The organism is Thiomicrospira aerophila AL3 (genome assembly GCF_000227665.2).
GTDB classification, from domain to species: Bacteria; Pseudomonadota; Gammaproteobacteria; order Thiomicrospirales; family Thiomicrospiraceae; genus Thiomicrospira; species Thiomicrospira aerophila.
The window spans coordinates 1444380-1469047 of the sequence record NZ_CP007030.1 but is presented as its reverse complement, the minus strand read 5'-3'; the positions used below and the strand labels follow the sequence as shown (position 1 = coordinate 1469047).

Below are 24668 nucleotides of genomic sequence, written 5' to 3'. Positions count from 1 at the left end.
AGCGTGTTGAAAGGTATTCTTTTTGATTTGGATAACACGCTTTATGATGAAAAGCTTTATTTTATAGAGGTCTTTCGTGAGTTTTCAAACCGCCATAATTTCGACTTAAATGATTTTATCAATGTTTACAATTCAGGTTTAAGGCACGCTTCATCAGATTTTTTTGGTGATATATTAAAAAACTTGGGCATCTACTCAGCAGGCTATCAAAAAGAACTTTTTGAATTATACCAAACCATTTCATGTAGTCTGTCAATGGAGCCTTGTGTATTGGATCTTTTATCCTTTATTAGATTGAAAAGCTTGAAGATTGGGGTTGTTACCAATGGTGTATTAAAAGTACAACATAATAAAGTGAAGTCGTTAGGTCTGGAAAAATATGTTGACGAAGTTGTTTATGCGCGGAAGTGGGGAAGTGATTTTGAAAAGCCTCATTCACGTCCATTTCTAAATGCGTTAGCTTCACTAGATTTGAACAAGGAAGATGTTTTGTTTATTGGCGATGACTTGTTTACAGATATTAAAGGCGCAATGGCTTGTGATATTGAGTCAATTTGGCTAAAAACAAACAGGCGACTTGTTGCCGACTCCACAGAGCTAATGTTACCAGAGATTGTCATTACGTCGTTAAATCAAGTAAAACAGATTATAAAGGAGCGAATTTGAAAAAAGTACTTGCCATAACAGGAATTCGTTCCGAATACGATATTTTATATCCTGTTTTAAAAGAATTTGAGCGCCATCCTGATTTCGAATTAAAAGTCGTGGTTACTGGTGCACATTTGTCTGATTGGCATGGATGTACATTTAATAAAATTGAAAAAGACGGTTTTGAAATCGCTGATAAGTTAGACACTTTATTAATGACTAATCGAAAGACACAGCGGGCTAAAGGTGCTGGTTTGTTGATAACAGCACTTACTCAAACAGTGGAACGTGAGAATCCCGATTTTCTTTTGTTTGTTGGCGACCGAGAGGAAAGTATTGCTACCTGTGTGGTTGGGAACTATATGGATGTTATAGTGGCACATATAGGTGGAGGAGATCCAGTTTATGGAAATGCGGATGATCCTATACGGATGGCTTGTAGTAAGTTGGCACATATTCATTTTGCAACAGCTCAGGACTATGCGAATAATATTTTAAAAATGGGTGAGGAGGATTTCAGGGTTGTTAATACCGGTAACCCTGCATTAAACAATATCATTGAAACAAAACCTTTGTCGCTCGAAGAGTTGAGTCAATTTTTATCTATGGATATTGTGGATGACCATTATTTAGTGGTGCTTAAACATCCGCTATCATCGGAGGTTGGCGATGCCTATTTTCAAATGAAGACTACTATGCAAGCAGTAGCGCGTTTTGCAAAACAAGAGAACTTTAAGGTTGTTGGAATTTATCCAAATACTGATCCAGGTTCCTACGATATTATTCAGGCTATTGACGAATACTGTGGTGAAACCATTAAATTTTATAAAACTTTGCCACGAGAAGTATTTGTTAACCTAATGCGCAACGCCTCTTGTTTGGTCGGTAACTCGAGTATGGGAATATTGGAAGCACCAACCTATAAATTGCCAGTAGTTAATGTAGGAAACCGACAACAAGGTCGTCTTAATGCTGGGAATGTTAAGTTTGTTCCTTATGATGATAAGCAAATTTTTGAGGCAATTAAACAGGCATGTATGGATGAGTCTTATCGTTCTCTTATCAGTTCAATTGAAAGTCCATATGGTGATGGTAGTGCGCATAAAAAAATTGTCGAGTTTTTGGATTCACTAGATTTGGATGATGATAAGTGGCTGATCAAAAGGCGTTTGATATGAACCAAAAGGCATTGGTTGTAGCATTGCACCCCGATGATGAAACCTTAGGTTGTGGAGGTACGCTGCTTAAGCACAAAGCAAAGGGTGATGAAATTCATTGGATGATTTGTACGGAAGTGAAAGAGGAAGACGGTTTTTCTTTTGAGCGTGTTCAAAGTCGCAATGCGGAGATTGAAGCCGTAGCCAATCTGTATCCATTTGATGGCGTGCATCGTTTAGGGTTTTCAACGATGAAGGTGGATCAATATTCTGTCAGCGAGTTAGTTAATAAAGTTTCTGCGGTGATCAACCAAGTTCAGCCAATGGTGCTTTATTTGCCTTTTAAAAGCGATGTGCATTCTGATCATCGCGTGATGTTCGAGGCGGTGTATAGTTGCACCAAGTCGTTTCGCTATCCGTTTATTAAAAAAATCTACATGATGGAAACATTGAGTGAAACCGATTTTGCTTTATCCACCAAGGAAGATAGCTTTGTACCGAATGTTTTTGTGGATATAACGGATTTTTTTGCTAAAAAACTTGAAATCATGCAGGTGTATAAAAGTGAGATTGGCGCGCATCCTTTTCCGCGCAGTTTGCGCAACCTTGAAGCTTTAGCCACTTTACGCGGTGCAACAGCCGGTTGTGAGTATGCGGAAAGTTTTATGTTACTTAAAGAAATTCAAAAGTAATGCCTATGAAAGACTACACAAAAACATTGGTAAGACCAAATATCTCGATACGTGAAGCACTGGTTTTGCTTGACCAAACTGCGTTGCAGATTTTGCTGGTGGTCGATGAAGATAATAAACTGCTCGGCACCATTACCGATGGCGACATTCGCCGTGGTTTGTTAAGCGATTTAACTTTTAGTGACACAATTGATCGAATTACTAATACCGCTCCCACTACTTGTAATATTAATGACACTAATCAGCAAATAATTGCCAAAGCAAAAAAGAAAAAACTGAATAGAATTCCAATTGTTGATGATTTAAGTCATGTAGTTGGATTAAAGATAATTGATGAACTTTTAACTCCAAGTGTAAAAACTAATAAGGTCATATTGATGGTGGGTGGTCTTGGCACACGTCTACAACCTCTTACTCTTGATACGCCTAAACCAATGCTAAAGGTAGGTAATAGACCTATATTGCTTAACATTGTTGAGCGTTTTGCCAGCTATGGCTTTGTCAATATCGTGATGTGTGTGAACTACAAAGCCGATGCCATTCAAAATTACTTTGGCAATGGCGAGAAGTTTGGCGTGCAGATTGAATATGTGCTCGAACAAGAGCGCATGGGAACCGCAGGCGCGTTAAGCCTATTAACCACCAGGCCTAGTGAAGCGTTTTTTGTCATGAATGGTGATTTGCTAACCAACGTTAATTTTGAAAGCCTGCTGAATTACCACCAAACCCATCAAGCGGCGGCGACCATGTGCGTGCGCGAATATGATTTTCAAGTGCCATACGGCGTGGTGAATATTGACGGGCACAAGGTAACGGCTATTGTCGAAAAACCCGTGCATAAGTTTTTTGTCAGCGCGGGCATTTATATGCTCAGCCCACAAACGCTCGATCAAATTCCAAAAGGTGAATACTATGATATGCCAACCTTGTTTGAAAAGCTTATCGCACAAAATCAAAACACCGTATCCTTCCCAATCCATGAATATTGGCTAGACATAGGCCGCATGAACGAATACGAACAAGCCAATCGAGAATATAGCGAGGTGTTTGGATGAAAGCCCTTTTAATTGGTTATGGATCGATTGGACGCCGTCACGATGAAGTATTATCGACCTTTTCTGATATTGAAGAAACGCACATTGTTACAAAACAAACCCTGAGTGAGCGTGTAACGTTTAAGGCCTTAGAAAATGTTGAGAATATTCAAACGTATGATTACTTCTTAATCGCATCTGAAACCAAAAAACACTACGAACAACTTTGTTGGTTGAACAAACAGGTAAGCGGCAAAAAAATATTTTGTGAAAAGCCATTGTTTGAAAAGCATTACGATTTGCCAGTAATAAATAATCAAGTCTATGTGGGTTATGTCTTGCGTTTTCACCTCGTATTGCAAAAAATTAAAAGCCTGCTTGAAGGTCAAAAAATTTTAACGGTCAATATTGCGTGTGGATCATACCTGCCAAACTGGCGAACGAATATTGATTACCGAGATTCTTATAGCGCCAAAAAAGCCGAAGGTGGTGGGGTATTACTCGACTTAAGTCATGAATTAGACTATGCCGCTTGGTTGGCAGGGGATTTGCTTGAAATTAAAAGTTATCAAACCAAGTTGTCAGACTTAGAAATTGACAGCGATGATCTTGTGACTTTAGTTGGTAAAACGAATCAAAAAGCCATCATCAATTTAGTGGTGGATTATTTTAGTCAGTCTGCGCACCGTTTAATTCGCATCAATACCAATGGGTTTACGCTCGAAGCCGACTTGATTAAAAACAAATTAATTCAAACTCATGTGACCGGTGAAAAAGAGGTGTTTGCATTTGAAACGCTGCAACGAAACGATATGTTTCAAGCCATGCACCACGAAATTCTGTTCAACGAGCAAAAGCATTATGTCTGTACCCTAGAGCAGGGATTGCGCATTATGCAAACCATTAATACGATACAGGAACAAAATAATGTCTGATGTGTTATGTACCATTTGTGCACGCGGTGGATCTAAAGGTGTAAAAAACAAAAATATTAAACTGATCAATGGGAAGCCCTTGATTGCTTATACCATTGAGCAGGCATTGCAAAGTCAGTTGTTTGATCATGTAGTGGTGAGCACCGATTCGGATGATATTGCGAATGTGGCAGTACAATATGGTGCCGAGGTGTTTTTTCGCCGTGCTTCGGAATTGTCTTCGGATACCGCAGGGAAATTGGATGTGATACGAGATGCTTTATTAAAAAGCGAACTGCACTATGGCAAAACCTACGCTTATCATGTGGATTTAGATGCCACTTCGCCGTTGCGGGATGTGGCGGATATTGTCGAGTCGTTTAACCAATTTAAAGCAAACAACAACAGCAATTTAATCACAGCAATGCCTAGCCGTAGAAGCCCATATTTCAATTTAGTTGAGGTGGATGCAAACGGGCAGGTGGCTTTGTCTAAGAAACTAGAAGGTACCGTCGTACGCAGACAAGATGCCCCAAAAAGTTATGATATGAATGCATCGATTTACATATGGACAAGAGATGCGTTGTTAAATCAGCCAAGTTTATTTGCCGAAAAAACCGGGCTATTTGTAATGCCAGAAGAGCGATCTATCGATATAGATTCTGAAGTGGATTTCGAGTTTGTCGAATTTTTAATGAGAAAGAAAGATGTTAAATAATCAAGTTGTAGTACTAACCGGCGGAGCAGGCCTGGTGGGAAAAGCCTTTATCGAAGCAATTGCCCAGAATAGCGGTGTTGCTATTATTGCGGATATTAGTTTAGAAAAAGGCCAACAAGCTAAAGCGAGTTTGCCTGAAAGCTTACAGGATAATATTGATGTAATCGAACTGGATATTACGAACAAAGAGTCCATCGTCCAGCAAATACAATTCTTGCACGAAAAATATGGACGAATCGATGCGTTGGTGAATAACGCCTACCCAAGGAATAAAAACTATGGTCGCCATTTTTTTGATGTCGAGTATGAAGACTTTAACGAAAATGTAGCGCTCCATTTAGGTGGGTATTTCAATGTCTCAAAACACTTTACGAAATTTTTTGTTGAGCAGGGGCATGGCAATATCATTAATATCTCATCGATTTATGGCTTAGTCGCACCACGCTTTCATATCTACGAAGGCACAAAGATGACAGTGCCTGTAGAATATGCGGTTATTAAGTCGGGATTAAACCATCTAACCGAGTATATGGCGGCGTATTTAAAAGATAAAAACATCCGTGTGAATACGTTAACACTCGGTGGGATATTAGATGGTCAGCCGGAATCGTTTCTTAAAAACTATCGGGAAGAATGCCTAAACAAAGGCATGTTAAATCCCGAGGATATTGTGGGTTCAATGGTGTATTTGCTGTCAGAACAAAGTAAATACGTCAATGGACAAAATATTATTGTAGATGATGGTTTTAGTATTTGAATTTAAATAAACGGAGTAAGATTTGATAGCCTCAATTGAAGAGAATAAGTATGGAGAAAGATTTCTAGTTGATTACTTGTCTGTAGATTATCAAATATATTCATCTGAAGATGTTATAAGAGGTAACTATTCACATCTCATAGATGCTAGTCAAGGTTTTTTTATAATAGTTGGGACAGATTCAGGATTTTTGTATGATTATTTTAAAAAATCAAACAGAAAAAAGGATAAGGTTTTTATTTTTTTTGAATTCACCAGGGTTGTAGATAAATTAAATTTGAAAAATAATCTGGGGTTCGATAAAAAAAATCAGATTGGTCTTTTTTTGATAGAGGGTGAATTTTCATTTTCCGATTATTTACCTGAAGCTTTAATTGTCCAAAACTTAGTATCTATTTCTTCTACATTAAAAAAATACTCCAATATAATTGACGTAGAGTATGATGAATTTAGAAAAAAAATTCTAGCCGCTTATAATGTTTACGCAAGTTCATTAATATTAGCTACTAAAAAGAAAGATTTCGAAAACCAAGCTATAAGAAATTTATCACATAATATTTTACCTGCTAAATTTTTGAAATCAAAGTTTAAAAATAAAGTTGCACTGATATTGGGTGGGGGGCCTAGTCTTGATGATACGGTGGAGTGGGTTAAGTTAAATCGTAATAAACTATTTATTTTTGCGGCTGGGCGTATTGCAAACAGATTGATCAAAGAAGGTATTACCCCTGACTTTATTGGATCTATTGATCCTTACCAAGTAAGTTTTGATAATGCAAAAACTTTTCTAAAATTTGCAGATAAGGATAGTTTTATAAGAACCCCTGTTCTAATTAATGCTTATCATGTTAATAATGATTTATTAAGTCAGTGGGGCGGGAATTCTGTTTATTTGGGTGCTAGTAGTGCATTACTAAACGATGACAATATTTCGTTGTTTGGACCAACGGTCGCACATGCTTTGGTTGGTGCAGCGATTGAGTTTGGCTTCAAATATATTTATTTTGCCGGTATTGATTTGTGTTTTACGGATGGTAAAACTCATGAGTCTATGAGTGAAGAGGTACAGAGTGACGGTATTGCTTCCTATGGCGAAGAGTTTACATTGATTAACAATTTAGGCGAAAAATCTACAACACATAGAGAGTTTTACAAGGGGCATCAATCTCTAACTCAGATGGTTAATTTTTATTTAATCAAGCAACCCGGCTTAAAGTTTTTTTCATTAGGTGCAAAGTCTGCTGCAATAAATAAGGTTAATTATGTTGAGTTAGACAAGGTTATTTTGAAAGAAGAGATTTGGTTTGATGTTAATGTTTTTTTTAGCCATGTTGACTTGTCTGTCATTATAAATATTGTTGAGAAAAAGATACCTATTATTTCAAATCTTATCAAAAGGTTTAAACTATATGAAGATTTGGCTCAAAAAACATTAAAAAATTATGAATCTAAAAGCCTATCGAAAAATTATTTTTTTTCTGAGCAGGATTTTAAAGCTTTAAATTCAGCTCATCAAGTTTTAAAAAATAAGATGGGTGGTGATTTAGATTATCTAGTATCTCTTGATATTAGCTTATTCCAGGGTGTCTTCTTGTCTTCAGAAAATAGACATTCCCTTGAAAGTAGAATGGCTGCATTTCAAACCTGGTTTAACTCTATTTACTTGTTAGCTAATTTTGTTGTGCGTTTGTTGGAATTAAGCTTAGATCGTTTAGCTTTGCGCATTTCAGAGTTAAGTTTTATGGTCGAAGGAAAGCCTTCTTTTGATGCGGTTAAGGCGGTTTGGGAAGAAATTGACCAAACTGGACGAGTAATGTTCGTGTCAAATTTTGCGACAAAGTCTGTCGAAAAAGATGTCCAGGAAAAAATTGATAAACTTAAAAATAATTTTTTGGTTTCACTTGGTGTATCTAATCGGGTTAATGAACTTAGAGTGCTTGGTAACAGTGATGAGGCCTTGTGGCAATCTCTTCTTACTGCGTACAAGATTAGTGATGTTGCTGCACTTAACAAGGTAATTGATTTATCATCTGCTAACACTGCGCAACTAGGTATATGCCTTATCGCAAAAGCACTTGTAGCTAAAATTAATGGTAATTTAGAGCAGTCTGTCGATCTACTGAAAGAAGCCCTTTCCATTGACGCAGATGGTCATATTAGGTTCTGTCTAGACGAACTTTTAAAAATTTCTATTGCACGCGATGATCTAAATAGTGCATTAAGTTATGTTGAACAACTTTGTCAATTTTCCCTTGAGTATATGAAAACCTACGCGAAGCTTTTGAAGCTATTAGGTAATCTTGCTGCCAGTTCTGAAGTTCTGGCCATGTATGTTTCTGTTTATAAAGATGACCTGGGAGCACGTATTACTTTAGCTGAGCAATATCATGATCTCGGGATGGTGGCTGAGGCAGAAGCTTGCGTGGATCAGGTGCTTGCAGTAGAGGCTAATCATAAAGCTGCATTGCATTACAAAAAAGTTTGGTTTTCGCATTAAAGTTATTTTAGGTGCTGTCGTTATAGTCTTTGAGTAAATGATTCCATCACTGACAAAGGAGAATTATCATGTCAATGACAATTAACACAAACACTGGCGCAATTAACGCAACTCGCTTGCTTGACAATACTTCACGCGATCAAATGACTTCGATGGAGCGTCTAACATCGGGTCTAAGAATTAACCGTGCAGCTGACGACGCTGCTGGTCTTGCCGTAGTAACAGGTATGACTACCCAGATTCGTGGTTTAGATCAAGCTGTCCGTAATTCAAACGATGCGATTGGTTTGGTACAAACGGCTGATGGTGCCGCAAACGAAATAACGGACATGTTGCAGCGTATGCGTGAGTTAGGCCTTCAGTCAATGACTGGAACTTTTAGTGCTGACAACCGAACTCAAATGGATAAAGAGTATCAGCAGTTAACTGAAGAAATTGATCGTATTGCGTCAACTACTAAATTCAACAACAATTCATTGATGGATGGCACTAATGCAACATTTACAATTCAAGTGGGTTGGGAAACGGCTTCCGGGAACCAGCTCGAAATTCAGATGACGAATTTAGGTACCAGTGCAATTGGAAGACTTTCGGGTTCGGCTTTGGCTTTGTCTATTGGGTCAACAGGTATTACCACTGTAGCTTCTGCATCTGCTGCTATAGGGGCAATCGATGGCGCATTGGAAACCATCAACACCTTCCGTTCTGACTTGGGTGCTGCACAGAACCGTTTAACCTATACTGTATCTAACTTAAGTAACGTGTCTGAAAACCTACAGGGTGCGCGTTCGGTTATTCAAGATGCAAACTTTGCTCAAGAATCAGCTAACCTAGCACGTACTCAGGTGTTGCAGCAGGCCGGTATGAGTATGTTGGCACAGGCTAACCAACAGTCGCTAAACGTATTGTCATTATTGCGTTAATTTAACTTAATTTATTAAAGGGGGTAGGTCATGGATAGCTTAATGCCACCCTCTAATGTTGAGCAAAAGATCCCAAGTTCTGTCAATAAAGAGAGCTTGGGTTCATCTATTAATCAAGTTACAAGTGATGCAAAGATTGTTGAACAATCTGTCAATTTGACCGATGCACAGCTGTCATTGAAGGTAGATCTAGAAGATAGCATTGATATGGTGGCGGCAATGAATAGCCAGCTAGCTTCACTAAATGTCGGTGTGGCCTTTGCGATTGATGATACAACCAATGCGTCTATTGTAAAAGTGATTGATCGTTCAACATCTGAGGTAATTAGACAGTATCCAAATGATGAGGCCTTAAAAGTGATGCAAAACATCAAATCTTTTTTGGAGTCGGTAAATAATAGTCAACTTAATGATAGCCAAGGATTAACAGGTACGCTGTTGAATGAAATGATCTAAAATGTAGTATAATTTCTAAGAGATAATCTTGGAGGTGAACTATGGATGCCGTTACATTACAACCCAATGCTTTCGGTGGCACTGGTAATTCGTTATCATCCCAGCCAGCACCCTCGAATTCATCCTCATCTCCCGAAAGGGTCATTTCACCATCAACAAATGAATCACTCGTGTCTTCGGCTTCTATCGAAACACAAGCTGATGCTTTTGCCAGTAATGAATCTTTAAATAGCCTTATTTCTCAGCTTGATAGTCAATTTTCTTCATTAGGTATGACAGTTCGCTTTGGAATTGATGAAGCTTCTAATCGGAATTACATTGCTATTGAAGATAGTGTATCGGGTGACTTGGTTAGGCAGATTCCGTCTGAAGAAATGCTTTCAATATCTAGAAATTTGCAACAGTTTTTGGAATCTAATCTATATGCCCGTGTCGGCCAGTCAGAAGAAAATTTTGCCCCAGGGCTGCTTACCGATCAGCAGGTTTAATCCAGTAACTGTAATTTTCTCAAGTTTTGGTTTAGCAGCCGTTAATCCTAATAAGATAAGGAGTTGTTATGCCTAATACCATTGGAGCCAATTTTGTTAATTCCATTACGGGTGGCCGTTTAGATTCTGCTAACCTTTCAAAAGTCTTGGCAGAGGCTGAAGTAGCTAGTCAGCGTGGAATTTTGGATCGTAATGCTTCGCGGGTCGAGAAAGAACAGACAGCATTAAGTTTTTTACGAACTAACTTGAATGCCTTTAATACTTTTACTCAAGACCTTGCCCGTCCTAATTTCTTTAATAGCTTATCTGCTACAGCGTCATCACCGCAGTCTTTAGATGTCACGCTAGGTGACGGGGCGGCTGTAGGCAATTTTTCTGTATCTGTTGAGCAGTTGGCGCAAGCACAAACCCAAGTGCTGAATACCAGTTTCTCTTCACGTTCAGCTACGATTCCAACCGGTACACTCACTATTGAGCAAGCTGGGCAAACAAAAACCTTTGAAATTAATGCCACTAACAATACGCTAGAGAGTTTTCAGGCCAGTTTTAATGCGGCCAATTTAGGGGTGACGGCCGCGATTATCAAAGACGGTAATGAGTTTAAATTGATGTTTAGTTCGCAAAACTCGGGAGCGGATGGCGCCTTTAGTTTAACCGGCAGTAATGGTTTAACCGGTTTTGATAATGCGGATGCAACCATCACCTCCACTGCCCAAGACGCGCAGATTAAAGTTAATGGCGTCACCGTGAACAGTGCTACCAATCGCTTTGATGATGTTTTAGATGGGGTGAGTTTTACCGCTAAGCAGGCACAACCAGGCCTGGTACAACAAGTTTCTATTCAGCGTGATACTTCAGCCGTTGAAGAAGCGGTTAAAGATTTTGTGTTGGTGTACAACCAGTTACAGGAGATTTTAAAGGATTTAGGTTCTAATCGTGAACTAACCGCTGCAGAAAAGGATGATCCAACTTTTGAGTTTACCGGTGCATTGGCGGGTAACCCTGTGTTGCGTTCGTTACAGTTCCAATTACGAGATTCGATTACAACGCCACTCCCGGGGCAGCAGCCGCCTTTTAATACCTTGTCTAGTATTGGTGTGAGTTTAAAAATTGACGGTACGTTGGAGTTAAATGAAAGTCAGCTTAATAACGTTCTAAACAATAACATTGAACAGTTGGCAGGAGTGTTTTCTAAAGGTGGTCAGAGTGACAATAGTTTAATTCAAGTTGTTAATACTACCGACAGAACCCAAGCTGGTGACTATGAGGTATTTTTAACGAGTGTGGCCGAACGTGCTGTTTTGAATGGTGGTGCAGTCAACCTTGATGTTAATGGCGAGATAGTGCTAGGTGCGGGTGCGCAATTTGATTTGGTGTTTAATGGTAACGAGAGTGTGACTTTGGAGTTTGCGGCGGGATCTTATACGCCACAGGCCTTTGCCTCAATGTTGCAAAGTGCCATTAATAACGAGCCGACCCTGCAGAGTTTACCAGGACGAATTGAAGTGGCATTTGATGGCGCAAGCTCTTCATTTCAGCTGTCATCGAGTCAATTTGGACGAAATTCAGAAGTTACTCTATCCAATGTAATTGGCTTTGATAATGCCGGTTTAACAGATAGCACAGCGCGTGGCGCTGACGTGCAAGGTCGCCTCGAGATTGATGGTCGCACCTTAGATTTAGGTGCTTTTGCTAATGCAAATGATGGGCGACTCATTAGAATTTCAAATTTCGCTGTCACCTTAGACGGTCAGCCTGCTGCGGCTCGGGGTTTAGAATTTAGAGTCCTTGGAGGTGTGCCAGATCCAAGCACGCCATTAGGCGGGTTAACCGTTAGTGAAGGTTTTGCAAGCAGAATATTTGAGCAGGTTAGAAGCCAAATTGCTGACAATGGGGCTATTGGCGCACGTCTTGAAACATTACAGAATAGAACGGCACAGTTTGATGAGCAGCGCGCGCGATTAGATGCAAGGTTTGAAGCTGCCGAAGCGCGCTACAGATTACAATTTGCTAATTTGCAGTCTATTCTGTCGCAGTTTCAGCAAACGGGTGATTTTTTAACTGCAACCTTTAATCGTAATAATAGAAATTAATTAGTGAGGATTTGTGATGGGCTATGCAATGCAAAAACAAGCACAGCAGTACCAAAACCATTTTTTAGAGACCTCGGTTAGTGAGGCCACACCCTATAAGCTAGTCGCCTTACTCTATGAAAATGGCATTAAGCACATGAAGCTAATGCGCTTAATGATTGAACGCAAGCAAATTGCCGCCAAAACCGAGCAAGCGAATAGAGTTACATCTATTCTGTATGGTCTTAAAGCGGGCTTAGATATGGAGTTGGGTGGTGATGTGGCCGCTAATCTCGATGCTTTGTATAATTACATCATAAAGCAAGTTTTAACGGCTTCGCTCAATAATGATCTAGTGGTGCTTGATGAGGCGCTTGGTTTATTGCAAGATTTACAGGAGGCTTGGTCATTAATGCCAGAGTCTTATCAGCGTTTAACTGCAGCTGAGATTAAAGCTAGGCAGCAAGTTAAGTAAGCCATGTTGCAAAAATCGCCAGCTATTACCTCTGACTCACGCCTAAGGCTGTTGGCATTATCCCAGCAAGCAGCTGACTTGGCGGCTAGGGGTGATTGGCAAGCCTTGGCTGATGTAGGTTTGCTTCTTGATCAAGCACTGTTAAATTACATTGAGTCCGTTGGAGCCGGCAAGGTAAGAAACGATTTGGCTCTGCAGGAAGCCTTAGAAACCAATCATGCGAATGTGGTTCAGGCTATTGAGGCGGCCCAAATTCAACTGACCCAAGCGCACCAAAAGTCTTCAGCAAGCTTGCGTGCTACTCAGCACTATCTTAATAATGCAGGATAAAACCTGTTGCTAGAAATAGCTGGCTCTTGCAGTCACCGTCTTTTCATGGAATGATGTGCGTATATTTCAATGAATAGGTGTGTGTTGTGGAAAATAGCAAGCTAGCCTTAACTGATCGTAATCGTTTAGCGGAGCTTGAAGAGGCATTTAGCCTTTTTAATCAAACCTCAGAACAGCTCACTATAGCCTATTCTTCCCTTCAACAGCAAGTCGTTCATTTGCAATCGCAGTTGGCTCAAACACATACTGAAAAACGTCGTGTTGCGGATCGTTTAGAGCGATTACTCGCATTATTACCAGCCGGTGTCATGGTGCTAAATGACGATGACCAAATTATTGAGATGAACGCCAGTGCTCATGAAATTTTGGGTGCGGACGCCTTGGGGATGAGCTGGGATAGGCTAGTCGAGCAGCGTTTTACTTCGCGTAATGATGCTCAGGAGCTGATGTCTGCAAGTGGCCAGGTTTACCAGCTTTCACAAGTCGCCTTAGATGAAACTTTGGGTAAAATTTTGCTTATTCAAGATGTGACGGCAGCCCGTCAATTGCAAAATCATGTTAGCCGTCATCAGCGTTTAAAGTCTATGGGTGAGATGGCTGCATCACTTGCGCATCAAATTCGTACCCCTTTATCGGCCGCATTACTTTATATTTCACAGCTAGGTGCTGTGCTGAGTGATGAGAATAACGAAAAAGCCGCGCGTTTTTCACAAAAAGCCCTCGCCAACTTGATGCATTTAGAGTCTTTGATTACCGATATGTTGCAATATGCAAAAGGCGGCGATGTCGGACAAAGTCCAGTGGAAATGACCGAGCTTGTGCAGCGGCTTGTTTTGCAACTTGAACCTGTGCTGATTAAGTCTAGTAGTGAAGTGATGTTTCAACCCAACCCAGAGCGGGCCTGGGTGTTGGGTGATGCTGAGGCTTTGTTAACGGCATTGCAAAACTTGATTGTTAATGCTGTTGATGTGATCAAAGAGCAGGCGCTGATTCGGGTTGCAATCTATTTGAAGGCCGATTGGGTGGATATTGTAGTCTGTGATAATGGGCCAGGCGTGCCGCCAGAGCTACACGAAAAAATTTTTGAGCCTTTTTATACTAGTCGCGCCAAGGGTACTGGATTAGGACTGGCCGTTGTAAGAGCTGTGGCTGAGGCACATGGTGGCCAGGTTTGGTTGCAATCAACTTTAGGCGAGGGCAGCTGTTTTGGGGTGCGTTTGCCTAGATGTTATCCGCAGCAATCACAATAGAATAAATAGTATGAGGATGACGGGTGTTTGAAACTAAGATTTTAGTCGTTGAAGATGATCCGGCCTTGCAAGAGGCGTTAGTAGATATCTTAAGTTTGCATGACTTTGAGGTTGTAGCGGTCAGTAATGCTGAAGATGCTCTCGTTGCGCTAAATGATGAAATTGGTATGGTTTTTAGCGACATTCGTATGGATGGTTTGTTGGATGGCTATCAATTAATGCAACGGATTCGCGCGCTAAAACCTCATTTGCCAATTGTGTTAATGACGGCTTATGGCACAATTGAGCAAGCTGTGTCAGCGATGAAGTTTGGTGCAGTGGATTATTTGGTTAAGCCTTTTGAAGCAACGGTGTTGGTTGAAAAGGCACGCTTGTACTTTCAGCGCGACGCCAGTCAAGAGGACGGGTTTATTGCTGTTGACCCAAAAACCCAGCAGATTAAAAAATTGGCTGACAAAGTGGCGAAGACTGAAGCGAGTGTGTTGATTCAAGGTGCCAGTGGTTCGGGTAAAGAAGTGTTAGCGCGTTATGTTCATCAGCAATCTAATCGTGCGGCTCAACCTTTTGTGGCGATTAACTGTGCTGCGATTCCCGACAATATGATCGAAGCGGTGTTGTTTGGTTATGAAAAGGGTGCTTTTACGGGCGCATTGAAATCCATGCCGGGTAAATTTGAACAGGCTCAGGGTGGTACCTTGTTTTTGGATGAGATTGGTGAATTGAAAGCGGATTTGCAGGCTAAATTATTGCGGGTACTGCAAGAGCGCGAAGTTGAACGTATAGGCGCTACCAAGACGATTCAGCTTGATGTGCGCATTATTAGCGCGACCAATATTGATATGCCAGACGCGATTGCTGAGGGACGTTTTCGGGAAGATTTGTTTTATCGCTTAAATGTGTTTCCGTTAACCTTACCTAGTTTAGCCGAGCGGCCAGCGGATATTGCGCCTATTGCTATGCGGTTGATTGCTCGCTATCAAACCCTGGGTCAGCCCTGTGAGGGTGTGGCAAGTGACGCGCTAGAAAGGCTGGCAAGCTACGCATGGCCGGGTAATATTCGTGAGTTGGATAATGTGATCCAGCGCGCCATGGTCATGCGCTCTGGTAGTCAGATCACAGCCGATGATTTGTTATTTGACCAGATGACTGCTCAGCCAGCAAGTCAATCCTTCAATGAGGGCGTTGATCTTAAGACACAGGAAATGAATGCCATTTTGTCGGTGTTGAAAAAACATCAAGGGCATCGGCAAAAAACCGCAGGTGAGCTGAATTTAAGTACACGAACACTGCGCTACAAGCTGGCAAAGTATAAAGAAATGGGTTTGGATATTGATTAATTGGCACATGGATTGCTGTAAGAACATGTTAATTTATGTTACTATTTTTATCAATAAGTTGGTAGTGAACCGTTATGAACAAAGTGGATACCCAAAGTTTATTGTTGCAAATGCAGGCACTGAGTGCGCAGGCGCAAAATAAGCCTCAAGAAATTGCAGCCGCCTCTAGTGGTGATACCGCTGGATTTGGGCAAATGTTACAGCAGTCTTTGGCTGCGGTGAATGCGCAATCTCAGAAAACGGATGCGATGCGTGAGGCCTTGGTTTCAGAGGACCCTTCAGCCGATTTAACTGAAGTGATGCTGCAAGCACAAAAAGCAAGTTTGTCATTTGAGGCTATGACGCAAGTGCGTAATAAATTGGTAGAAGCTTATAAAGATGTAATGAATATGCCTATTTAGGCTTTAAGAATGTCAATTAAGAGACTTGTATGGCGGAATCGGCTTCAATAAATAAAAATGACAATGCCAGTCAAGCTCTTGGCCTCAACAATCTCATCAATAACATGACCGCCTTGCCGGTCGCCCGACAAGTTAGTCTAATTGTCGGTTTATCAGCCTCTGTCGCGCTTATCATTGCAATTTTACTCTGGTCTCAGTCCACCAATTATTCGCTATTATTTGGCAATATGGAGCCACGTGAGCTGAATGAAGTGGTGCAGATATTGGATTCCCAGCGGGTTAAATATAAGCTCGACTCAAGTGGTTCAAGTGTTTTGGTGCCTGCTAACCAAGTGCATAGCTTAAGGCTACAGCTAGCAGCAGATGGCTTTCCTAAGCCGGCTGAGTCAGGTTATCAATTACTGGACCGTGATCAGGGGTTCGGTATTTCTCAGTTTCGTGAAACAACCCAGTACCATCGTGCCTTGGAGGGTGAGTTAGCCAAGTCTGTTGCGTCACTAAATCAAGTCGAATCAGCCCGGGTGATGTTGGGCTTACCTAAACGATCTGTGTTTGTGCGTGAGCAGCAAGCCGCTAGTGCATCGGTGGTATTGCGTTTGCGCTCTGGTAGTAGTTTGGATGAGCAGAATATTGCCGCTATTGTGCACCTTGTTGCCGCCAGTGTGCCTAATTTGGATTCTGCAAACGTGACCGTAGTGGATCAATTTGGTAATTTATTGTCAAATGCGATGCGAACCACTGACTTGCAGCTTAGCATGCGGCAATTAGATTACACGCGTAATGTTGAAGAGTCTCTGTCGCATAGAGTGGTGAATCTGATGGCGCCTATTTTGGGTGGAGCTAATCGGGTCAGGGCGCAGGTAAGTGCCGAGCTGGACTTTACTCAAATTGAGCAAACCCGAGAAAATTTCGACCCTGACCCTAATGCGATTCGTTCCGAGCAAGAAATCCGTGAAATTAATCGTGGTGCTGATGGACCGCAAGGCATTCCGGGCGCTTTAACTAATCAACCGCCACCAGCAGGCCTGGCACCTGAGCAAATGCTTGATCCGGCTAATGATCCTAGTGTAAGAAGTTTATCTGAGCGTCGTACGCGAAATTTTGAAATCGATCGAACGATTAGTCATATTAAAAATCCGGTGGGCTCGCTAAAGCGCTTGTCAGTAGCAGTTGTGTTAGATGATCGTTTGGTGAATGTAGATGGTCAATTGCAGCGTCAAGCGCTTACTGAGGATGAGTTAGCTAGTTTCCGCCAAATTATTAGTGATAGCTTGGGTCTTGACCCAGCGCGAGGTGATACCTTGTCAATAATAAACACCGCCTTTGTAGCACCGGAAGAGTCATTTTTTGATTCTGGATCCTTTTGGGAGGAGCCATGGTTCTGGGACGCTATTAAACATTTGGTGGCAGCTATTGCTATTTTGGTCATAGTGTTTGGGGTGGTGCGCCCTATGTTGCGTGACCTGACGCAAAAGCGTTGGAGTCATGGCGATTATCCTGAGGATGTCCTTGATGAAGATCTAGTCATGGCTACCTCGGATATCAGTCAGGCATTAGATCAGATGAATAAAGATATTGTTGGCGAGGGTGAGGCGTCTGCTGATGCGCCCAAGACATCTGATGCTTATGAGAAGGTGCGTAGTTTAGCGGCAAGTGATCCAAAGCTTGTAGCCATGGTGCTCAAAGACTGGATGCAGGAGAAAAAGTAACAAATGGCTGACGATAAAGCAGGTGCCAAAGATGTCGAGTTTGATCTTTCTGGAACTGAAAAAGCAGCGATTTTATTGCTGTCGCTTGGAAAAGAGAGTGCTGAAGGTATTTTAAAGCATCTTAACCCAAGGGAAGTTCAGCGCTTAGGTAATGCTATGTCTGATTTGGATAAGATTGGTCACGATAAAGTGCAGTTTGTGATGACTGATTTTATTGAAACGCTGAGCCAGGATGCCTTGGGTGTCGATCCTGGTGAGTATGCCCAGTCCTTAATGTCTGATGCATTGGGCGGTGGCGGTGGCGGTTATAGCATGGATGCCTCAATGCTGGCGGACCAGGTGCGCGGTTTAGAGGCTTTGAAGTGGATGCACCCTTCTGCAATAGCAAATATGCTGCGAAATGAGCATCCGCAAGTTGTTGCGATAATTCTGTCTTATTTTGATGCTGAAACCGCTGCTGAAGTTTTGAGGGGTATTCCTGAGCGTTTCCAAGCAGAGGTGATTTATCGTGTGGCGAGTTTATCAACCATTCAGCCACGTGCTTTGTTTGATTTAAATGAAGTGTTAGAAAATGCTTCTCGTGATGGGGAGGGGGGCAAGCTAGCATCGATTGGTGGTGTGAAACGAGCCGCAGAAATGCTTAACCTGGTTGGTGGCGGCCTAGATACGAAGATCTTAGAGAAAATTTCTGAAGATAATAGTGATATGGCAACCTCTATCCAAGACAAGATGTTTGTGTTTGACGATATTATTGGTTTGGAAGATCGGGGTATGCAAACCTTGGTGGCCGATATTCCACAAGATGTCTTGTTGCTTGCTTTGAAAGGTGCTGAAAAAGACCTTAAAGAAAAAATTCTTAATAACATGTCAAAACGTCAGGCCGATATTATGCGCGATGATCTTGAAGCAGGTGGTCCAGTCAAGCTCAGCGAAGTCGAAGAATCGCAGCGTAAAGTGGTACAAATCGTTCGCCGTTTGGCTGATGAGGGCAAATTAATGTTGCCTGGTTCGGGTGAAGAGTTTGTCTAATGGATAAACCGTCTGATGAGGCGATAGCTCCAACCATTCTAAAGAGTAATCATCTTGCCCAACATGATGTGCAGGCCTGGCAGTTCGTTGATTTAGATCAGCAGCGCAAAGAAATGTTAGCCAAGCAGGCTCGTTTGGCTGCCGAGGCGAAGGCGCAACCGGCCAAACTTATTAAGCAAGAAGCTTTTGAGCAAGCAAAGCGTGATGGTTTTGAGCAAGGTTATCAAGAAGGGTTTGAGCAAGGTCAAGCAGCAGGCCTGCAGGCCGCTACGGCAGAGAACCATCAAAAACTGTTGGATTTAGAGCAGCGTCTAGAGCCACTCATTGCATTTTTAAGTTCACCTAATGCGCAGCTTGCTGATCAGGTTTTTCAGCAAACGGTGGAGTTGGCGGTACAGCTTGCAGAGGGGTTTATAACTGATAGCGCGCCGAAAGACACCGATCACTTGGTAAGCTTGATTAAGCAAGCCATGCAGCGTTTAAATCCCGATCCTGAACCAGAAGAACCGTCTATGACACTTTGGTTGCACCCTGACGACCTAGCTGCGGTTGCCCCTGTGTTAAAAGCCTTTCGAGATGATTTGAAATTAGTGGCTGATGGACAGTTGGCTGTAGGTAATTTTAAATTACATCACAAGTTTTCTGAGGTTAGTTATGACTGGCGTAAAGAGATGGCTGATTATTTGACCAAGGCTCGAGAGCAGTGGTTGGCTGCTGATGCGACCACGGATGCGCTATGACGGGGGTTCAGGCAGAAGTTAGCGCAGCTTTAGCGGAACGTTTGAGTCAATTAAAGCAGCAGATTCCAGCTAAGCCTAAATTAAAAACCTCTGGTCGTTTAGTGCGTGTAGTGGGAATGACCCTTGAGGTGGTTGGAACCTTTGCTCCCTTAGGGAGTCGCTGTCGTGTATCACATCCTGATGGTCAGGATGTGATAGCTGAGGTGGTGGGTTTTCAGGATGAGCGTTTATATCTGATGCCGGTCAGTCGCACCCATGGCTTAGCCCCGAATGCGCGTGTGACGCCATTGGAGGGGAGTGTCGCCATAGGTGTGGGTGAGGCGATGCTAGGGCGGGTTATTAATGGCCATGGTCAGCCATTAGATGACAAGGGTGTCATTAAGACCGACGCGTGTATTAGTTTAGTCGGTGAGCCAATTAATCCGCTTAATCGAGCGCCCGTTGAGCAGCCACTGGATGTAGGTATTCGGGCGATAAATGCTTTGTTGACCTTTGGACGAGGCCAGCGTTTGGGTTTAATGGCTGGCACGGGTGTGGGTAAAAGTGTGTTGCTAGGAATGATGACACGCTACACTGAAGCTGAGGTTGTGGTGGTGGGCCTGGTTGGAGAGCGTGGGCGCGAGGTGAATGATTTTGTGCGCCATAACCTTGGCGAAGAGGGCTTGAAAAGAGCGGTGGTGATTGTCGCCCCTGCAGACGACCCGCCTTTATTGCGCTTACATGCTGCCATGCTTGCGACGGCAGTAGCGGAGTATTTTCGTGATAAAGGCCGTCATGTCTTATTATTAATGGATTCTCTAACCCGCTTTGCGCAGGCGCAACGTGAAATAGCATTAGCCATTGGTGAGCCGCCCGCAAGCAAGGGCTATCCACCGTCGGTTTTTTCTCGTTTACCACAATTGGTCGAGCGTGCCGGGAATGGGCGTGAGCATAGTGGTTCAATTACGGCTATTTATACAGTGCTTGCTGAAGGCGATGATCAGTCGGATCCTATTGTCGATGCGGCGCGTGGTGTTCTAGATGGGCATATTGTGTTATCTAGGGCAATTGCCGAGTCTGGACGTTACCCAGCGATTGATGTTGAAGCGTCTATTAGTCGTTTAATGATTGAAGTGGCGAGTCCAGAACAGTTCAAGCAAGCGTTAGTGGTAAAAAAATGGTTAAGTTTGTACGAGCAGCAAAAAGATTTAATCAATTTGGGGGCCTATCGTAAGGGTTCGCAGCCAGAGCTTGATTTGGCTTTGCAGAAGTTGCCAGAGATTCAGCAATTCCTTTCACAATCTATAGGTGAATCCTTTTCCCTGGAGCAAAGCATTGCCGGCTTAGCGCAGTTGGTTAGTACCAAGGCTAGTTGATGAGTTGGACTCGACGTATTGAGCGCTTGGCTCGTTTGCGTGAATGGGCTGAACAAGAGCGTGATCAGCTGTATGCTGAAGTCACGGTGTTGGAGCAGCAAAAGCAAGAGCTTTATACTCAGGTTCAGCAGTTACAAGACTATTTATCTGAATATGTAGGAAATGCTCATCAAGAGGTTAGTTTTGTCTCTCAGTTGCTTGCCCAAAATATTTTCGTAGAGCGCCTTAATCAAGCGATTGAGGCAACGCAAGCGAAAGTACCTCCTATTGATGAGAAAATTCAAGGCCTAACGGGTGTGTTGGCCGAAAAGCAACAGCGTGTCAAATTACTGGAAATTTTGCATGAGCGATGGTGTCAGAACCGTGAAGTGCATCTTTCTAAACAAGAGCAGCAAATGCTAGATGATTGGGTTCAGCAAAAAAATTCGCAGAAATCGTAATTCGGCATAGAGTTTGCTTGTGCATAGTTAGCCAAATTTAAGATTAGGATAAAGCGAATATGCTTTCATTTATGCCAGGGTTGAATCAAGTGGATGTGCCTAAGCCTGTACCATTCGGCTTGGCTTTTGTGCCATCTGAGCCTAATCCGTCTGCTGATCAAGCTGGGTTCGCAAATATGTTGGCGCAATTGCTAAACACTCAGTCTCGCGAAAATCGAATGGCTTCTCAGCTAAATCCTGTCAATCCTGGTTCTGATCAACCGATAGATTTCAAATTTAATCAGGCGACCATGCCAGCAGTAGCCGTTTTAGATACTGATTTACCGATGATCGGAGCTGATTTGGTCGTAACTAGGCAAGAATTACCGGTTGCACATAATTTGCAGCCTGTTGCGGAGGCGGTTATTAGGGAGATAGCAGGTTTAAACTTATCACAAAGATTAGCCGATCCTGTGAAAACAAGTTTACAGATAATTGATGTAACTTTGCCTGCAAGCAACTTGGTAGATCTTGGCTTTGAGTTTGAGCGGGATGTCGTATTGAGTGTACCTGCTGAAGTTTTGAGATTTGCAACGGCTCAAGTGGGTGTTGATGCTGAGTTAAATATTGATGTTGAACTTGACCAGGCTGGGCAGTCCCCTACAGCTTTAGATCCAAATTCTGTCGCAGTTAAACCTACCGCGCTCAAGATGCCGCCTTTTGTAGAGTTTGCCGTTAAAAATGAAGAAGGTTCTAACGCGGTTGTGGAAGAACTGTCAGCATGGTTAGTTTCAAATCCAACGGCGAGTGACTTAGAGCAAGTGCTATTAACTGAGCCATCTAAGTCACCTAAACTAGATTTTTTTGGCTTGCCACAGACTGACAAACAGATTACTTCGTTACTGCCTTTTGAGGTGTCTTTAGCTAGTGAGGCGCAGTCATTTGACTTGCCGCAATTGTTTGACCGGTTAATTGCTCAAGATGATTCCGCTGTAAAATGGGTTCCATTAGAGCTATCCGTATCTCAATTAGAAGAAGTGGCTCTGCCGCCAGTGATGCAAACCCTAGTTGATCAAGCCTTGTCCGAAGGTAAGAGTGAAATAGAGATTTTATTGCCGCAGCAAGTTATGGCTTGGGGCGTAGAAGCTGTGGAGCAATTGGCTGCGAGAGATTTAGGGGCTGTAAACTTTAACATTGCACAAATAGTTGCAGGTCAATCTCAATCTGTGCCAATTGTTACGCCACCGGTGGCTGTGTTGCCATTAAGTGACGTTGCGCAAAAATCATCTTTGCCGCAACAACTGTTTGTGCCAGGATTGGGTTTAGCAATAAATTCTTCTGTAGATGCCGCCACGGTTCAGAGTCTAAACCCTCGATCATTCGCCTCAGTCCCTTTAACTGTTCCAATAAGTAATGGTTTGCGCTTAGGCTCGGCTTCGGTAGATAATGGCTTGAGCTTGGCATCTAAAGCGGCTGATAATTCAAGATCAGCAGGCCTGCTGACAGGGTTGTTTGAAGTTGGAGGGGTTAAGTCTGCTCCAATTCAAAGTGCTGCCTTGCCAATCCAGGCTACCCTGGCGCACAATAACCAAGTTATTGAGCAGGCGATACAAACCCAGATGTCTGCAGTGACGACTGAAAGTTCAGAAGATGATTCGAGCTCAGTAGTTAATTTAATGCAAGTGGCGCAGATGCCAACGACTATGTCATTAAGTGAGCGTGCGCCAGTTACCTTGCCGGCAATTAATTATGCGTTGCGTCAGGCGCAATGGGAAACCGCGCTGGGGCAGCGGTTAATGTATATGATTAATCAACAGGTGTCGCAGGCGCAAATCCAGCTTAACCCTGCCAATTTGGGGCCAATAAGACTGATGGTGAGTCTTGATAGAGATCAGGTGGTGCAAGTGCAAATGCTTGCGCAACATGCTCAAACCAAGGATGCAATGGAACAAGCTTTACCGAGGCTTAGAGATATGTTGACTGAGGCTGGTATTAAATTTGACCAGCTACAAGTTGCGCAGGGTTCTGCTGATAATAATTCGTCACAATTTTTTAAAGGTGGACAGCCTCAAAATTCTACACATTCGGGTCAAGCCGGCCTAAATGATGAAGAGCCTTTAGAAGCGTTGGCTGTCACAACAAATAAATTTAATTCTAATACCATCGATTTTTATGTTTAGGAGAGTAGGATGAAAAGCTTATTTCGTCCAGTTGGACTGAGTTTTGGATTGCTAGCATGGCCAACCTGGGTGTTTGCGGATGCAGCATCAATAACGGTCCCAGCCTTATTGGGTTATGGTGCAATTTTAGTCGGGGTAACGAGTGTTATCGTCGCGGCTATAGTTTATTTGTTTTGGTGTAATCGCCAAGCAGAGTTTGATCAGAATGAGTTGATTGGTACGTTACATGACTTAAATCGTGCGCAAGAAATTGATCCGCCTATTTCGGCTCGCTATGATCAGCGTGTTATTGATCTGTTAAATCAGGTGTTGTTTAAGGTTAAGGATCAAACGGATGCCTTAAAAACCCAGTTAAATAAAAAAGAACAACAGGTTTATGACCTAGAGTCTAAAATTCAAAATTACTCGTCATCGCTTGCCGATATGGAAGAGGAGTTAGCCTCAGCCAAGGCTCGTCAATTACAACTTGCTTCTGAAGTTAAGCCGGTTGTTAATTTGCCGGCGGTAAATCCTGCTTTATTGGGTTTAATTGAACGCATGAATAAGGAAGTGGGTCAGGCATCACGCAGTTCTCAAGTGAGTTTGGATTCCGTTAATCAGGTTGTTTCTGAAGTAGATGGTCTCGGGCAAGAAGTGCATCGTGCGACTGAAGTTATTGAGCAACTTGAGTCTGATAGTAACAACATTGGTACAGTATTGGTGCTTATTCGTGACATTGCTGAACAAACTAACTTGTTAGCACTTAATGCCGCAATTGAAGCGGCGCGAGCGGGTGAGCATGGTCGTGGTTTTGCGGTAGTAGCGGATGAGGTGCGTGTACTGGCTGGTCGTACTCAGCAGGCTACGCGTGAGATTCAAGGCATTATTGAAGACCTGCAAAACCGTGCTCGTAGCGCAGTGAAAGTAATGGAAGATGGCCAGACTCGTGTTGATTCAAGTCGGATGCAGGCAACGAAAGTGTTAGATAACTTGCAAATGATTGAACAAACTTTAAATACTATTGAGCAGACTCAATTAGATATTTCAAAGCTTATACCCGCAAACTAAATAGCTTTGTTATAATTCCAACTTAATAATTTAATTGGAA

Annotated in this window: 24 protein-coding genes; all 24 read left to right on the top strand. The window is 42.5% G+C overall.

The window, feature by feature from the left end:
* Positions 1-3 precede the first annotated feature (3 nt).
* The 24 genes from THIAE_RS07170 to THIAE_RS10965 all read left to right on the top strand — a co-directional run bounded on the left by THIAE_RS07170 (position 4) and on the right by THIAE_RS10965 (position 24628).
* The gene (locus THIAE_RS07170) at positions 4-666 is read left to right on the top strand and encodes an HAD family hydrolase (protein WP_006460551.1); all 663 of its coding nucleotides are present in this window, start codon (positions 4-6) and stop codon (positions 664-666) included.
* Positions 663-1826, top strand: a complete 1164-nt coding sequence (gene neuC / locus THIAE_RS07165; protein WP_006460550.1) for a UDP-N-acetylglucosamine 2-epimerase — start codon at positions 663-665, stop codon at positions 1824-1826. Before THIAE_RS07170 ends, neuC begins: the two co-directional genes overlap by 4 nt.
* Positions 1823-2497: a PIG-L deacetylase family protein gene (locus tag THIAE_RS07160; RefSeq protein ID WP_025299362.1), complete on the top strand. Its 675-nt coding sequence runs from the start codon at positions 1823-1825 to the stop codon at positions 2495-2497. The genes neuC and THIAE_RS07160 overlap by 4 nt, the downstream gene beginning before the upstream one ends.
* A 5-nt stretch (positions 2498-2502) precedes the next feature.
* Positions 2503-3552 carry a nucleotidyltransferase family protein gene (locus tag THIAE_RS07155; protein WP_025299361.1) on the top strand — a complete coding sequence of 350 codons (1050 nt, stop codon included), beginning with the start codon at positions 2503-2505 and terminating at the stop codon, positions 3550-3552.
* The gene (locus tag THIAE_RS07150) at positions 3549-4466 is read left to right on the top strand and encodes a Gfo/Idh/MocA family protein (RefSeq protein ID WP_006460547.1); all 918 of its coding nucleotides are present in this window, start codon (positions 3549-3551) and stop codon (positions 4464-4466) included. Before THIAE_RS07155 ends, THIAE_RS07150 begins: the two co-directional genes overlap by 4 nt.
* Positions 4459-5163: an acylneuraminate cytidylyltransferase family protein gene (locus THIAE_RS07145; RefSeq protein WP_006460546.1), complete on the top strand. Its 705-nt coding sequence runs from the start codon at positions 4459-4461 to the stop codon at positions 5161-5163. The genes THIAE_RS07150 and THIAE_RS07145 overlap by 8 nt, the downstream gene beginning before the upstream one ends.
* Positions 5153-5920 carry an oxidoreductase gene (locus THIAE_RS07140; RefSeq protein ID WP_006460545.1) on the top strand — a complete coding sequence of 256 codons (768 nt, stop codon included), beginning with the start codon at positions 5153-5155 and terminating at the stop codon, positions 5918-5920. Before THIAE_RS07145 ends, THIAE_RS07140 begins: the two co-directional genes overlap by 11 nt.
* A gap of 22 nt (positions 5921-5942) precedes the next feature.
* Positions 5943-8417, top strand: coding sequence for a motility associated factor glycosyltransferase family protein (locus THIAE_RS07135; protein WP_006460544.1), 2475 nt, complete (start codon positions 5943-5945; stop codon positions 8415-8417).
* A gap of 68 nt (positions 8418-8485) precedes the next feature.
* Positions 8486-9340, top strand: a complete 855-nt coding sequence (locus THIAE_RS07130) for a flagellin N-terminal helical domain-containing protein (RefSeq protein ID WP_006460543.1) — start codon at positions 8486-8488, stop codon at positions 9338-9340.
* A 42-nt stretch (positions 9341-9382) separates the two neighbouring features.
* Positions 9383-9796 (top strand): flagellar protein FlaG, encoded by a 414-nt coding sequence (locus THIAE_RS10610; RefSeq protein WP_157868707.1) that lies wholly within the window; start codon positions 9383-9385, stop codon positions 9794-9796.
* Positions 9797-9837: 41 nt separating this feature from the next.
* The gene (locus THIAE_RS10605; protein WP_006460541.1) at positions 9838-10284 is read left to right on the top strand and encodes a flagellar protein FlaG; all 447 of its coding nucleotides are present in this window, start codon (positions 9838-9840) and stop codon (positions 10282-10284) included.
* 68 nt (positions 10285-10352) lie between these two features.
* A complete protein-coding gene (gene fliD / locus THIAE_RS07115; RefSeq protein WP_006460540.1) occupies positions 10353-12377 on the top strand; it encodes a flagellar filament capping protein FliD in 2025 nt (674 codons plus the stop codon).
* A 28-nt stretch (positions 12378-12405) separates the two neighbouring features.
* Positions 12406-12831 (top strand): flagellar export chaperone FliS, encoded by a 426-nt coding sequence (fliS, locus tag THIAE_RS07110; RefSeq protein ID WP_157868706.1) that lies wholly within the window; start codon positions 12406-12408, stop codon positions 12829-12831.
* Positions 12832-12834: 3 nt separating this feature from the next.
* Entirely contained in the window at positions 12835-13161 is a 327-nt protein-coding gene (locus tag THIAE_RS07105) for a hypothetical protein (protein ID WP_006460538.1), read from the top strand.
* Positions 13162-13247: 86 nt separating this feature from the next.
* The gene (locus THIAE_RS07100; RefSeq protein ID WP_006460537.1) at positions 13248-14411 is read left to right on the top strand and encodes a sensor histidine kinase; all 1164 of its coding nucleotides are present in this window, start codon (positions 13248-13250) and stop codon (positions 14409-14411) included.
* Between the two features lie 23 nt (positions 14412-14434).
* The gene (locus tag THIAE_RS07095; protein ID WP_006460536.1) at positions 14435-15748 is read left to right on the top strand and encodes a sigma-54-dependent transcriptional regulator; all 1314 of its coding nucleotides are present in this window, start codon (positions 14435-14437) and stop codon (positions 15746-15748) included.
* Between the two features lie 74 nt (positions 15749-15822).
* Positions 15823-16149 carry a flagellar hook-basal body complex protein FliE gene (gene fliE, locus THIAE_RS07090; RefSeq protein WP_006460535.1) on the top strand — a complete coding sequence of 109 codons (327 nt, stop codon included), beginning with the start codon at positions 15823-15825 and terminating at the stop codon, positions 16147-16149.
* 29 nt (positions 16150-16178) lie between these two features.
* Complete coding sequence (fliF, locus tag THIAE_RS07085) at positions 16179-17858, top strand: flagellar basal-body MS-ring/collar protein FliF (RefSeq protein WP_006460534.1); 1680 nt, start codon at positions 16179-16181, stop codon at positions 17856-17858.
* 3 nt (positions 17859-17861) lie between these two features.
* Positions 17862-18887, top strand: a complete 1026-nt coding sequence (fliG, locus tag THIAE_RS07080; RefSeq protein ID WP_006460533.1) for a flagellar motor switch protein FliG — start codon at positions 17862-17864, stop codon at positions 18885-18887.
* Positions 18887-19627: a FliH/SctL family protein gene (locus THIAE_RS07075; RefSeq protein ID WP_006460532.1), complete on the top strand. Its 741-nt coding sequence runs from the start codon at positions 18887-18889 to the stop codon at positions 19625-19627. Before fliG ends, THIAE_RS07075 begins: the two co-directional genes overlap by 1 nt.
* Positions 19624-20982: a flagellar protein export ATPase FliI gene (fliI, locus tag THIAE_RS07070; protein WP_006460531.1), complete on the top strand. Its 1359-nt coding sequence runs from the start codon at positions 19624-19626 to the stop codon at positions 20980-20982. Before THIAE_RS07075 ends, fliI begins: the two co-directional genes overlap by 4 nt.
* Positions 20982-21422: a flagellar export protein FliJ gene (gene fliJ / locus THIAE_RS07065; protein ID WP_006460530.1), complete on the top strand. Its 441-nt coding sequence runs from the start codon at positions 20982-20984 to the stop codon at positions 21420-21422. Before fliI ends, fliJ begins: the two co-directional genes overlap by 1 nt.
* Before the next feature lie 59 nt (positions 21423-21481).
* A complete protein-coding gene (locus THIAE_RS07060; protein WP_006460529.1) occupies positions 21482-23581 on the top strand; it encodes a flagellar hook-length control protein FliK in 2100 nt (699 codons plus the stop codon).
* Between the two features lie 9 nt (positions 23582-23590).
* On the top strand, positions 23591-24628 hold the full coding sequence (locus THIAE_RS10965) for a methyl-accepting chemotaxis protein (RefSeq protein ID WP_006460528.1): 1038 nt from the start codon (positions 23591-23593) through the stop codon (positions 24626-24628).
* The last annotated feature ends 40 nt before the right edge of the window (positions 24629-24668 follow it).

Coding starts and splice junctions, on each gene's coding strand:
- THIAE_RS07160 (WP_025299362.1), top strand. CDS start 1,823: ATGAACCAAAAGGCATTGGTTGTAGCATTGCACCCCGATGATGAAACC.
- THIAE_RS07155 (WP_025299361.1), top strand. CDS start 2,503: ATGAAAGACTACACAAAAACATTGGTAAGACCAAATATCTCGATACGT.
- THIAE_RS07150 (WP_006460547.1), top strand. CDS start 3,549: ATGAAAGCCCTTTTAATTGGTTATGGATCGATTGGACGCCGTCACGAT.
- THIAE_RS07145 (WP_006460546.1), top strand. CDS start 4,459: ATGTCTGATGTGTTATGTACCATTTGTGCACGCGGTGGATCTAAAGGT.
- THIAE_RS07140 (WP_006460545.1), top strand. CDS start 5,153: ATGTTAAATAATCAAGTTGTAGTACTAACCGGCGGAGCAGGCCTGGTG.
- THIAE_RS07130 (WP_006460543.1), top strand. CDS start 8,486: ATGTCAATGACAATTAACACAAACACTGGCGCAATTAACGCAACTCGC.
- THIAE_RS10610 (WP_157868707.1), top strand. CDS start 9,383: ATGCCACCCTCTAATGTTGAGCAAAAGATCCCAAGTTCTGTCAATAAA.
- THIAE_RS10605 (WP_006460541.1), top strand. CDS start 9,838: ATGGATGCCGTTACATTACAACCCAATGCTTTCGGTGGCACTGGTAAT.
- fliD (WP_006460540.1), top strand. CDS start 10,353: ATGCCTAATACCATTGGAGCCAATTTTGTTAATTCCATTACGGGTGGC.
- fliS (WP_157868706.1), top strand. CDS start 12,406: ATGCAAAAACAAGCACAGCAGTACCAAAACCATTTTTTAGAGACCTCG.
- THIAE_RS07105 (WP_006460538.1), top strand. CDS start 12,835: ATGTTGCAAAAATCGCCAGCTATTACCTCTGACTCACGCCTAAGGCTG.
- fliE (WP_006460535.1), top strand. CDS start 15,823: ATGAACAAAGTGGATACCCAAAGTTTATTGTTGCAAATGCAGGCACTG.
- fliF (WP_006460534.1), top strand. CDS start 16,179: ATGGCGGAATCGGCTTCAATAAATAAAAATGACAATGCCAGTCAAGCT.
- fliG (WP_006460533.1), top strand. CDS start 17,862: ATGGCTGACGATAAAGCAGGTGCCAAAGATGTCGAGTTTGATCTTTCT.
- THIAE_RS07075 (WP_006460532.1), top strand. CDS start 18,887: ATGGATAAACCGTCTGATGAGGCGATAGCTCCAACCATTCTAAAGAGT.
- fliI (WP_006460531.1), top strand. CDS start 19,624: ATGACGGGGGTTCAGGCAGAAGTTAGCGCAGCTTTAGCGGAACGTTTG.
- fliJ (WP_006460530.1), top strand. CDS start 20,982: ATGAGTTGGACTCGACGTATTGAGCGCTTGGCTCGTTTGCGTGAATGG.
- THIAE_RS07060 (WP_006460529.1), top strand. CDS start 21,482: ATGCTTTCATTTATGCCAGGGTTGAATCAAGTGGATGTGCCTAAGCCT.
- THIAE_RS10965 (WP_006460528.1), top strand. CDS start 23,591: ATGAAAAGCTTATTTCGTCCAGTTGGACTGAGTTTTGGATTGCTAGCA.